At 50.2% G+C, this 12214-nt stretch carries 10 protein-coding genes; 9 read left to right on the top strand and 1 reads right to left on the bottom strand.

What is annotated here, in order from left to right; all coding sequences use genetic code 11:
- Window positions 1–20 precede the first annotated feature (20 nt).
- Window positions 21–1214: an aromatic amino acid transaminase gene (locus ABIE16_RS12295; protein WP_429521266.1), complete on the top strand. Its 1194-nt coding sequence runs from the start codon at window positions 21–23 to the stop codon at window positions 1212–1214.
- Between the two features lie 5 nt (window positions 1215–1219).
- Here ABIE16_RS12295 and ABIE16_RS12290 read toward each other — a convergent pair whose 3' ends face one another.
- On the bottom strand, window positions 1220–1918 hold the full coding sequence (locus ABIE16_RS12290) for a TetR/AcrR family transcriptional regulator (RefSeq protein ID WP_429521265.1): 699 nt from the start codon (window positions 1916–1918) through the stop codon (window positions 1220–1222).
- Window positions 1919–2140: 222 nt separating this feature from the next.
- Here ABIE16_RS12290 and purU point away from each other — a divergent pair, with 222 nt between their 5' ends.
- From purU to ABIE16_RS12250, 8 genes are all read left to right on the top strand, one after another.
- Window positions 2141–3013, top strand: a complete 873-nt coding sequence (gene purU / locus ABIE16_RS12285; protein WP_429521264.1) for a formyltetrahydrofolate deformylase — start codon at window positions 2141–2143, stop codon at window positions 3011–3013.
- 26 nt (window positions 3014–3039) lie between these two features.
- Entirely contained in the window at window positions 3040–4290 is a 1251-nt protein-coding gene (locus ABIE16_RS12280) for a sarcosine oxidase subunit beta family protein (RefSeq protein WP_429521263.1), read from the top strand.
- A 10-nt stretch (window positions 4291–4300) separates the two neighbouring features.
- On the top strand, window positions 4301–4627 hold the full coding sequence (locus ABIE16_RS12275) for a sarcosine oxidase subunit delta (RefSeq protein ID WP_429521262.1): 327 nt from the start codon (window positions 4301–4303) through the stop codon (window positions 4625–4627).
- Window positions 4624–7626 (top strand): sarcosine oxidase subunit alpha family protein, encoded by a 3003-nt coding sequence (locus ABIE16_RS12270; RefSeq protein ID WP_429521261.1) that lies wholly within the window; start codon window positions 4624–4626, stop codon window positions 7624–7626. Before ABIE16_RS12275 ends, ABIE16_RS12270 begins: the two co-directional genes overlap by 4 nt.
- Complete coding sequence (locus tag ABIE16_RS12265) at window positions 7619–8209, top strand: sarcosine oxidase subunit gamma (protein ID WP_429521260.1); 591 nt, start codon at window positions 7619–7621, stop codon at window positions 8207–8209. Before ABIE16_RS12270 ends, ABIE16_RS12265 begins: the two co-directional genes overlap by 8 nt.
- 45 nt (window positions 8210–8254) lie before the next feature.
- Complete coding sequence (gene folD, locus ABIE16_RS12260; protein ID WP_429521259.1) at window positions 8255–9148, top strand: bifunctional methylenetetrahydrofolate dehydrogenase/methenyltetrahydrofolate cyclohydrolase FolD; 894 nt, start codon at window positions 8255–8257, stop codon at window positions 9146–9148.
- Window positions 9149–9365: 217 nt separating this feature from the next.
- Window positions 9366–10742: an aminodeoxychorismate synthase component I gene (pabB, locus tag ABIE16_RS12255; protein WP_429521258.1), complete on the top strand. Its 1377-nt coding sequence runs from the start codon at window positions 9366–9368 to the stop codon at window positions 10740–10742.
- 243 nt (window positions 10743–10985) lie between these two features.
- Window positions 10986–12182 (top strand): M24 family metallopeptidase, encoded by a 1197-nt coding sequence (locus ABIE16_RS12250; RefSeq protein WP_429521257.1) that lies wholly within the window; start codon window positions 10986–10988, stop codon window positions 12180–12182.
- The last annotated feature ends 32 nt before the right edge of the window (window positions 12183–12214 follow it).

Raw genomic sequence — 12214 nt, 5'->3', positions numbered from 1 at the left:
ATATATATTGAGAGGGCGCTATGTTTGAGCATCTACCACGCTATGCGGGCGATCCGATTCTTGGGTTGATGAGCGATTTTTTCGCTGACCCTCGAATCGATAAGGTCAATCTTGGAGTCGGCATCTATTACGATGAGCTAGGTCAGGTTCCACTGCTCGACTGTGTCGCTCAAGCGGAGCAAGTCGTCGTCAGTGAGCATAAACCTCGCAGCTATCTGCCAATGGAGGGGGAGTCCGCATATCGAGCGCTGGTGCATCAATTGATCTTCGCCGACAGCTTGGACAAGCGCCATTTCGGAACTTCGATCGTGCAAACGGTTGGAGGCTCGGGAGCCCTTAAGGTAGGTGCAGATTTTCTGCGCACAGCTTGGCCTGGAAGCGAAGTCTGGGTTTCTGATCCAACCTGGGATAACCACCTTGGAATTTTCGAAGGGGCAGGGTTGAAGGTTAATCGATACCCGTACTATGACCCTGCGACACAGGCGTTTGATTATGAGGGCGCGCTGGCTGTCTTTAAATCGATACCTGTAAGAAGCATTGTTCTCCTACATCCTTGCTGCCATAACCCTACGGGAATTCAGCCCACCCGTGAGCAATGGATCGAACTGCTAGATGCACTGCAATCGCGCGAGGCTATTCCGTTTCTCGATATTGCATACCAAGGGTTCGGTCAAGGGCTTGATGACGATGCTTGGGTGATCCGTGAGTGCGCCCACCGGGGAATGGAGTTCTTGGTATCCAGTTCATTCTCTAAAACATTCTCCCTTTACGGAGAGCGAGTGGGAGCGCTAAGCGTGGTGTCGCGCATTCATGATGCGGACTTGGTCTTCGGGCAACTGAAACTGAGTGTGCGTCGAAACTACTCAAGTCCTCCGATCTTTGGTGCTGCTTTGGTGGCTCGCGTACTAGGAACTCCAGCTCTTAGGCAGTTGTGGGAGAGCGAGCTTGCGACCATGCGCTCGCGTATCGTGAAGATGAGGGCTCAGTTGGTCGACGGCCTAAGTAAGCTCATGCCTGAGAGGGACTTTTCTTTCCTTCAGCGACAAGAGGGGATGTTTGCCTATACCGGCCTTAGCGCTGCTCAGGTGAGGGCGCTGAAAACGGATCATGGTGTTTACGCGGTGGAAACTGGCCGCATTTGCATCGCGGGGTTAAATCCTCACAACATTAGCCGAGTTTGTGCGGCATTCGCTACAGTCATGCGTTCGGCTTAGAGGCGTCAGAGTAGGCTGGGAATTGCTCCCAGCCTTTTGTATATCGCACTACCTTTCTTGATTTTCGTAGGCGCTTTGAGTCCGGCCGAATTGACCTCGAGGTAAAGTTCAAGCAGTGAGTCAAGTTGTCTTGAGTTTACCTCTCGATCACTGTCCAGGCGTGCGCCGGCATTTGCTAAATTCTGAACGATGCTGTTCACACACAGTGCAAAGCGGTGGCGCGTCAGCATTGGTGGGACGTCAGGAACGCTTTGTTCCATCAGTGTGTTGAGTCGGCGCAGTGCATCCGTTGCCACACGACTGTGTGCTTCTCGCCCGGTGCTTTCTTGCTCGTATTGCAGATGAGCGATTAAGCGGATTGCCGCATACCCCCATTCCTCGGTTTTCATCAGTTCGATATAGGGCATGGCCCACACCCGCAATACATCCTCCGTGAGGATCGGGCCAGCGATTGCCGCCTTTTCGAGTGCGGTTAGTGGCGCTGCGCGCTGGGCCGTGAACCAGTCTTGGATGAAGCTAATTACTGCGTCGACTAGCCCAGTTTTATCACCAAAATGGTAATGGGCCGCTGACGTGTTTTTTTGACCGACTGCTCGATTGACTGTGCGCAACGAAACCGCCGCGATCCCTTGCTCTGAGAAGAGGTGCAAAGCAGTCAGTATCAGGCGCTGTTTGATTTCTTGAGGTGCAACGGTGCGACCCAATGGTGCCTCCTTCAATACATTTTCTGAACAGAATATCGGTCGCAAGTCTTTTACCACGGGAGCGGCCTCACGCGTTGTACTCCATGAGAATTGCGAGCGTCAAATGCGGTTTTGCGTTGACTCAAATTAAGTCAGGTGAATTAATTAGGGTATGGGTGAGCGGCAATGCCTAGGCCGCTCTGGTATCGATTCACTTGAATTTAAGTCATCAGGAAACCGGTCATGAGCGCTACTAACCTTTCTCCTTCTGTTAGCTACGTCTTCACATTCAAATGCCCAGATCGCTTGGGAATCTTGGCGAAAACCACAGGCTTGCTGTATGAACACGGCGCATTTGTTTGTGAGTCCAGCCATTACAGCGATCCAGATACAGAGATGTTCTTTGCGCGCATGGTCTTCAAATCGGATGTGCTGAAAGTCAGCATTGGCCAATTGGAAGAGTTGATGGGCGTTTTGGCTGCTGAACTGGAAATGGAATTTGAGATCCGTAGCCTTGAGCAGCGCCCTAAGATCATGCTCGCGGTATCCAAGTACGACCATTGCTTGAACATGCTCCTTACCAAATGGCGTTCCGGCGCCTTGCCTGTTGATATCGTTGGTGTGGTTTCAAACCACGACGATTGCCGCGGCTTGGTGGAGTGGTATGGAATTCCTTACCACCACCTGCCCGTCACTCCTGCGACCAAATCCAAACAGGAAGGTCAAATTCTGGAGCTGATTGCAAGCACTGGCGCTGAAATGCTGGTACTTGCTCGGTACATGCAAATTCTTTCCGATGACTTGTGCCGAGCCCTTAATGGCCGCGCGATCAATATTCACCACTCCTTCCTTCCAGGGTTTAAAGGTGCGAAGCCGTACCATCAAGCTCATGAGCGCGGCGTGAAAATCATCGGCGCAACTGCTCACTACGTCACCAGTGACCTGGATGAGGGGCCGATCATTGTGCAGGAGGTGCGGATGATCGATCACAGCTTCCGTCCGCAGGACATGGTACTGGTTGGGCACGATACCGAAGCCGTAGCACTGTCCCACGCGGTTCGCCTGCATTGTGATGGCCGCGTGTTCATGAATGGCCATCGCACGGTAATTCTTTAAATCACCGCATTGCGGAAGAGGTCGGTGTGGAAAAGTATTCGCTTCTGTCTTTGGCCAAGCACGCACTTACGCGGCATCGTAACTGGACGCCTGCCTGGCGTTCAGTGGAGCCGAAAAAGTCGTACGACGTGGTCATCATCGGCGGGGGAGGCCAAGGCCTCGCCACCGCATATTACCTTGCGCATCGGTATGGCATCCGCAATGTGGCCGTGATTGAAAAAGGGTGGATTGGGGGCGGTAATACTGGACGAAATACCACAGCCATCCGCTCCAACTACTTTTTTCCTGAGAGTACAAACTTTTTTGAGCACTCTCTCAAAATGTACGAAGGCTTGGGAAAAGAGCTGAACTACAACGTAATGCTTAGCCAGGGCGGCGTACTTACCTTGGCTCACAATCCTCATCAGATGGACATGCTTGAAAGGTGGTCGAACTCGATCCAAATGCAAGGTGTCGACGCTCAAATGATCTCGCTTGATGGTATCCGTGAGTTCATGCCGTTGTTGGATACGAGCAAAGATGCGCGCTTCCCGATTATGGGGGGATTCATTCAGAATCGCGGCGGGGTTGCACGCCATGATGCTGTGGCATGGGGTTACGCTCGTGCGGCTGATAATCTGGGTGTGGACATCATCCAGAACTGCGAAGTCACCGCTATTCATCGCACGGGTAACCGCGTGACTGGAGTTGAGACTCCTTTTGGCACAATTAAGGCTGACAAGGTCGCGATGGCAGTTGCAGGCAGTTCATCTGTCTTGGCGAAGATGGTGGACATCAAATTGCCAATCGCAAGTATTGCATTGCAAGCGATGGTAAGTGAACCAATCAAGCCAGTGCTTACGGGCATCGTCGTTTCGCCAGTTGTGCACGCTTATGTCAGTCAGTCCGATCGGGGCGAGATATTGATCGGAGGGCGAGCGGACGCTTACCCTTCCTACGGTCAGCGAGGCACGCTTCCAGCATTGGAAGAAACAGTCAGCGCAACGCTGAATCTGTTCCCAACATTCAGTCGATTGAAATTGATGAGACAGTGGGCGGGCATCGTCGATATTTCGCCTGATTCCAGCCCCATTCTCGGTAAGACGAAAGTTACTGGTTTCTATATCAGTACAGGTTGGGGGACTGGCGGCTTCAAAGCCATACCAGCTGGTGGCGACACGCTTGCTTACACCATCGCACATGACCGCCCGCACGAACTAATCAAGCCATTTGGTCTTGATCGCTTCATCAGCGGTCGTTTCGTCAACGAAGCCGCTGCTGCTGGCGTGGATCACTAGGGGATTTGCCATGTTGATTATTGAATGCCCCTACTGCGGTACCAGGGATGAGGACGAGTTCACCTACGGTGGCCCTTGGGATCGTTCTCGACCTAGCAATCCTGCTGCATTGAGCGATGAGCAGTGGGCAGATTATCTCTTCCGCCGTGAAAACCCCCGAGGTTTGTCCAGAGAGAAATGGAGACATACCTTTGGATGTCGCCAATGGTTTGTATGCGAGCGGGACACGCTCACTCACCAAATCACCCAAGTTTTGGATCTAAGAGACGTTCCGCGTTTCTCGTACGAATCTGGCGAAAACACTCAGCATGAAGACGCGAAGCAGGCCATATCATGACGCAATTGCAAAGAATCGAGTCGAGAGACGCTTCTGTTAAGCAAGTTAGGAAACCCATCAACTTTGAATTCGACGGCAAGGCCTACCAGGGGCGCGAAGGCGACACTCTTGCTGCCGCATTGATGGCTAACGGAGTCAAGATCGTAGGCCGTAGCTTCAAGCTTCACCGTCCCCGTGGTTTGATGGGAAGCTGGGTTGAGGAGGTAAATGGTCTTGTGCAGCTGGAAACGGGAGGATTCGAAGAACCCAACGTTCGAGCAACAATGGTCATGCTTTATGAAGGGCTTAGAGCGCGGGGCCAAAACGCTTGGCCGAACGTACAAAATGACGTCCTTGGTGTAATGGATAAATTTAGTCGTCTGCTTCCTGCCTCCTTTTATTACAAGTCGATGATCTGGCCAACGTGGCATTTCTACGAGCGTTTCGTACGCCCAATCGCAGGTCTCGGAAAAGCGCCGACCGAGCGTGATGTTCAGAATTATCAGAAGCGCAATCTCCATTGCGACGTGTTCATCTGTGGTGGCGGGCCCGCAGGCATCGCAGCAGCTTTAGCTGCAGCAGATAGCGGCCTTCGGGTAGTTCTTGCCGATGACCAGGAGTCATTTGGGGGCTCCCTCCAGGGTGAACGCATGACCATTAACGGCAAATCTGCAAGCCAATGGGTCAGCGACAGTGTTGCTTATTTAGCTTCGAAGGCGCACGTGCGCTTACTACAAGCGACGAATGTCAGTGGTTATTACGAAAACAATTTTTTGGTCGCTTCTCAGCGGCTGATTACCAATGGTCTGGTGGGCGGTGTTACCGCAAAACTGAAGCCGCGTGAGCGTCTTTGGAGGATTCACGCCAAGGAAGTCATATTGGCGGCTGGTGCTCTTGAGCGCCCATTGGTATGCCCTAACAATGATCGCCCAGGCGTGATGCTTGCATCTGCAGTCCGTCACTATGCAAACCGCTTCGGCATTGTTGCCGGAGAAAAAGTTGTGGTGGTGACGAACAATGATAGTGCCTATCGCACCGCTCTTGACCTTCATTATTTGGGGGTGAAAGGAATTAAGGTCGTCGACACCCGATCCGGCGTCAACGCCTTGTTAAGCGCTGAGCTGAAGAATAAAGGGATCGAACACCTGATCGGCCAAAGTGTGCGGGACATTAAAGGCACGAAGCAAATCAAAGCTGTTCAACTCGCCGTCCACCTTGGTGGTGGGCAATTAGGTAGCAATACACAGTTGCTTGAATGTGATTTGCTGGCAATGTCGAGCGGTTGGACACCGACCATTCACTTGCATAGCCAATCAGGTGGAGCTCTTCGATACGATGAGTCACGTGCATGCCTGGTGCCGAAATCATGTACTCAGCGACTAAGGGTCGTCGGTGCAGCTAATGGCAATGTGACCTTACAACAGTGCCTGGAAGAAGGTTACCAAGCAGGGTGTGAAGCGGTTCTGGGGAGCGTATCAGGCAGCCCGGTGGTCATGCAAAAATGGACAGCTTCTCAAGAGGCCAGTGCCGAAACTATTGAACCGTTCTGGTTTACGCGCTCTGAACCTACTGATAAGCAATGGCTTGATTTTCAGTATGACGTGAAGGTGTCAGACATCGAACTAGCTGTGCTGGAAAATTTTGTTTCAGTGGAGCACGTCAAACGCTATACCACCGGTGGTATGAGCGTCGACCAGGGTAAGTCCAGTAACTTTAATATCCTGGCAATTATTGCTGAGCTGACAGGGAAACCGATCGAAAAAGTCGGCACGACCAAATTCAGACCGCCATACCAGCCTGTTACGTTGGGTGCTTTCGCGGGCGCTACTGTCGGCGAGATGTATGCACCGTGGCAGACTTTGCCAGCTCACAAATGGCACGTCCGCCATGGCGCGAAGTTTGGTGATTATGGTTGGCAACGGCCTGATTACTACCCGCAGGGGAGTGAGGATATTCATACAGCTACCCTGCGTGAAGTCAACTCAGCCCGCTCTGATGTCGGTATGTTCGACGGATCACCTCTGGGTAAAATCCAGGTCAGTGGCCCAGATGCTGCGGCTTTTCTTGACCGCGTATACGTCAACAACATATCGACACTCAAATCAGGTTTCGCCCGTTATGCAATGTTGACCAATGAGAACGGCGTTCTAATTGACGACGGCGTGATCATCCGCATGGCGGAAGATCTGTTCCTGGTTCATGCAACGAGCGGTGCGGTGGGTCGTGTCACCTTGATGATGGAGGAGTATCTGCAGTGCGAATGGCCTGATTTACAGGTTCATGTGAACAATGTAACTACTCAGTGGGGCAACCTGACTTTGTCTGGGCCCAAGGCGCGTCTTGTCATGGAGAAGCTCGACTGTGGTGTTGATCTAGCAGCCGAAAAATTTGCACATATGCAATATCGCGAAGGGCAGATAGGCGGTGTCCCAGTACGTATCCTTCGAGCGAGTTTTACCGGCGATACCACCTTTGAAATCGGCGTACCTGCTCGTTACACAGAATCTCTTTGGGATGCCGTCTACGAAGCTGGGCAAGAATTCGGTATTACACCCTACGGCGTTGAAGCGCTGGAGGTTATGCGTACTGAAAAAGGCTACATCCACGTCGGTAGTGACACAGATGCCTGTTCCAACCCATTGGATTTGGGAATGGGGCGTCTAATTGAGCGTAAGCCAGTTGATTTTATCGGCCGTCGGTCACTGCAGCGGGAGGCTGAACAGTCTCCTGATCGCTTGCAGTTTGTGGGGCTTGAATCGGTAAATTCGCAAGAACGTCTACCGGTTGGAGGACACGTCGTAGGTACAGATAAGCCAGTCGCCCCTATCGCAAGCCATGGCTATGTAACCTCTGCTGTATTTAGCCCTGCCTTAGGTAAGCATATTGGTTTGGGAATTGTTCGGCGCGGAGCTTCCCGTATGAACGAGGAAGTCTTCGTTTATTCAAACGGCAATATCATCGCCGCTCGCATCGTTTCCCCGGCTCATTTTGACTCTAAGGGAGAGCGCCTTAATGGTTAAGCTCAACGCGCGTGACGGTGTGGTTAATTCCGTCGTACCGAGTACCTATCTGTTCCCGATCGACTTCCCGCCTCTGAAAATTTCAGAGAAGTCCTATGGCGGTATCTTGAGGCTTCAGGGGAGTGCCTCCGATCAAATCGTAAACGCCGCGGTGGCTAAAGTATGTGGTATTGAGCTTCCCTCCGTTGGAGTGTTCGTAGAAGGCTCGGAATGCGAGATCGCTTGGGCAGGCCCCAAGGAATGGCTGCTATTTGTACCAGCTGAGAAGCAGGATGCTTTTGCGGCGTCATTAAGGGCAGCGTTACAGGGCGCTTTCGCGACGGTCACGCTCATCTCTGACAGTCGCGCGTGCTTTCAGATAAGCGCTCCAGCTGCCTGGGAGTTCATTGCGAAGGGATGCGCCGTGGATTGCGATCCTCTGGTTTTCGCTCCCGGCAAAGTCATCACTACTCGGTTTGCCAACCAGCCCGCGATGATCATCCATCAACGCCTCGGTCTTTACCGAATATATGTTGAGGCCTCGCTCGTGGTTTCGACGGTGGCTTGGATAGCGGATGCAGCGAAGGAATTTTCAGCGGCTTAGCCGTCTTCCCTCATTTTTCGTTTTACACATATGGCAGGATTAAATATGGCTATTTTGATTGATGGCAAGGCGACGGCTGTGCGGTTTAACCAAGAGTCCCAAAAAGTCGTAGTTGAATTGAAAGAAAAATTCGGTATCACGCCCTCGCTGGCGGTAGTGCTCGTGGGACAAGATCCTGCTAGTCAAGTGTATGTACGTAATAAAATTCTACAAGCTGAGCAAGCCGGTATCAAAAGCATTGAAAAACGTTTTGAAGCAAGCTTGGATACCGAATCCTTAATGGAAGTCATTGAGGGGCTAAATAATGATCCAACTATTAATGGCATTTTGGTTCAGTTGCCTTTGCCAGGTCATATCGACTCCGCGAGAGTTATCGCCGGCATCGCGGCTCATAAGGATGTCGATGGATTCCATATCACCAATACCGGACGTTTGATGAGTGGAGAAGGCCGCCCACTCATGCCATGCACACCTCAAGGGTGCGTAATTCTCGCCAAAGAGCATTTGGGAAACAATCTGTCTGGCAAGCATGCTGTGGTTTTGGGGCGTTCCAACATCGTGGGCAAGCCATTGGCAATTATGCTCTTGCAGGAAAATTGCACTGTGACCATCGCTCATTCTCGCACCGCAGATCTTGAAGCTGTGTGCCGAAGTGCTGACATCCTATTCGTTGCAGTGGGGCGAGCCCAGTTAGTTAAAGGTAACTGGATCAAGCCAGGTGCAACTGTCATTGATGTTGGGATCAATCGAATCAGCAGTGGTGAAAATAGTACCAGATTGGTGGGTGACGTTGACTTTGATTCAGCCTTGGAAGTTGCAGGCGCCATCACCCCAGTTCCTGGTGGCGTAGGGCCAATGACAATCGCTTGCCTGCTTCGTAATACGTTAGTTGCAGCATGTGATCAGCATGAGATCAACGGGCAAATCGTAGGCCTCTAACCATTGCCGAATTACGACTGCTGTAAGAGCACGCATCAAAAAATTTAACCGCTCATGGAGAATGCCCCTTCTATAGTTGAAGGGGCTTCTTGTTGAATATTGTTCAAAGCGCGCTCATGTAAATGGGAAGCAAAGAATCAACCCATAATTTTATAGCGGCTCGCTCTAACTGGAAATTTTTACGGCCATACAGCACGAATCAGTTTAAAGAGGCGTTATGAGCGATATAGCTGATAGCCAGCCGGCAGGAGTATGTAGCGTCCATCAATTGCACTATATTGTGGATTCTACGCTATATTTCGAACGGCTCAGCACTGAAGTCGGGGCAGTGTTTTTGGACTCTGGTCGGCCAACTTCAACGGTTGGTCGATACGACATCATGAGTGCATGGCCTGAGCAAATATTTCAGCCGGAAATTAATGAGTCTGCAGATTGTTACTTTGCCCGCATTCGCAAGGCGCTCTCATCAATGGTGCCTGCACATCCTCCTGAAAGTTTTTCTTCTCCCTTTACGGGCGGACTGTTAGGCTTCCTTGGTTATGATTTTAGTCGACGATTCGATTTGCCAGTAGTAAGTAAAGCAACCGATCACAAGACGCCGATAGCGCGAATAGGAATCTACTGCTGGGCGCTTATCACTGATCATGAACTGAAACAGACATTTCTCATATTTCATCCCTCGTGTACAAAAAATGTACGGCAAGCGTCGATTGATATCTGTTCAGCCATTAATCAGTTAGAGCAAGAAAATAAATTCACTCTGAACCAGCATTTCGTGCCGAACTGCGCGAGGGATAAGTATCGCGATGATATTAAGAGGATTCAACAGTACATCTTGGTTGGGGACTGTTATCAAGTTAATTATGCGCAGCGCTTTGAGAGCCGTTACTGCGGTGACCCCTGGGACGCTTACAAGCGAATACGCTCAGTTTGCCCTACACCTTATTCCGCGTTCTTGTCACTCCCTGAGGGCGCAATCAGTAGCCACTCTCCCGAGCGTTTTCTCTCAATAACTGATCGTAAAGTCGAGACGAGACCTATCAAAGGTACGCGGCGACGCAGTGCTGATGTGGATGAAGATGCGGGGTTGGCGGCCGAGCTTTCAGTCAGTCCTAAGGATCGGGCAGAAAATGTAATGATCGTTGACCTCCTGCGAAACGACATCGGACGCGTGTGTGTCACAGGATCAGTCAAGGTCACAGAGTTATTTACAGTCGAAAGTTACCCAAATGTACACCATCTCGTAAGCGCTATCTCAGGTCTACTATCTCATGAATCAGATGCTTTCGACCTGTTAGCCGCGTGCTTTCCTGGAGGGTCAATAACAGGAGCGCCTAAAATCCGAGCGATGCAAATTATTGACGAACTGGAGTCTCATTCGCGGAGCGTCTATTGCGGCAGCATCTTCTATCTTGACTGTCGCGGACAGATGGACAGTTCAATATCAATTCGAACTATGTTGTTCGACTGCGGCGATGTGTTTTGCTGGGGGGGCGGAGGGATCATCAGTGACTCGGAGTGGGAGGACGAATACATCGAGGTTGCTAACAAAGTGAACGTCCTGATGCAAGCGCTAGAAGAAACTTTGTTATAGCTCGTCTTGTGATGGAGTCATAGTTAATTATAAATCCCTATGTCAAGATTTGACTACGTCAAATGTAAAAATTAGGTGTAGGTTAATACCCGCTAGGTAAATATTATTGGTGAAGAATTAACCAGGTGGTGCTCTTTGGTAAATCGAAGGTGTGCGTCTCGCAAGCTCCAATTGAAAAATCTATCTGAGTTTAAAAATTCATAAAAAATTAAAAATAAAGAATAATTTAATCGGTGGTGAAAATTGAGCTATCACGCTACAGCAGTTGATTTGAATGAACTTCGCGCATGGCGATTGGGCCGAGTACGAGAACAGCTTTCGATTAAAGGCTATGGAGCTATCCTTCTGTTTGACCCGATTAATATCAGATACGCTCTTGATGCCAAAAATATGCAGGTATGGACGATGCATAACAGGGTTAAATATGCGTTTATACCGGCAGAAGGAAAGACAGTACTTTTTGATTTTAGTGGATGCGAACATCTTTCGAAGGGGAATCCTTCTGTTGGTGAAATTAGGTCAGCGAAAAGCGCAACATACCTCACATCTGGCTCAGACCTTGAGGCGGATACGGCGGATTGGGCTGATGAAATAGCTGATTTAATGAAAACTGTTGGTGCGCACGAGCGTATAGCTCTTGATGTTTGTGATCCTCATATGGTCAATGCTCTGCGGCGTAAGGGGCTTCAGATAGAAAATGGCACTGAGGTAATGGAGCATGCGCGGTGGATCAAAAACTCTGTTGAAGTTGCTGCTATGCAAGAGTCCATCGATGCCTGTGAAGAGGGCATCCGTCGTATGCACCAAGCGTTGATTCCAGGCATAACGGAGAATGCACTGGCTTCTATTCTGCACCAATCAAATATTGAGTTAGGCGGGGAGTGGATTGAGACTAGGCTTCTAACCTCAGGGCGTAAAACCAAGCCTTGGTTTCAAGAGTCCACCGATAAACTAATCCAAGTCGGTGAAATGGTGTCTTTTGATACTGACTCAATCGGGCCTAATGGTTATTGTGCTGATATTTCTCGCTCTTGGATATGTGGCGGTGGAAAAGGCACTTCAGAACAAAGGGATGCTTATAAAATTGCCTATGAGCAGTTACAGTTCAATCTTGAATTGATGAGGCCAGGACGTTCGCTTCGGGATATTTCGCAAGGGGCCTTCAAGCTACCATCCCGTTGCGATGAAACCTTCTACTCGATGATTGCTCATGGAGTTGGTCTGTGTGATGAAGCGCCGCTAATTAGGCACGCTTGGAGTTTAAGCGCTACCGGTAGGGATAATATAGTAGTTGAGCCCGGCATGGTCTTTTGCGTTGAATCGCTAGTTGCATTGAATACTGGCTTTGAATGCGTAAAGCTTGAAGATCAAATACTCATTACTGAAAAGGGTATGGAAATTCTCTCCAGTGCTCCTTTTGAGCTTGATCTGCTTACATAATAATTAAAATCGAAAATAATGATCAGAGGCTT

This window comes from Pseudomonas sp. 2725 (assembly GCF_050434585.1).
Taxonomy (GTDB): domain Bacteria; phylum Pseudomonadota; class Gammaproteobacteria; order Pseudomonadales; family Pseudomonadaceae; genus Aquipseudomonas; species Aquipseudomonas jessenii.
The sequence above is the reverse complement of the archived record's forward strand: the minus strand, read 5'-3'. Positions and strand labels throughout refer to the sequence as shown.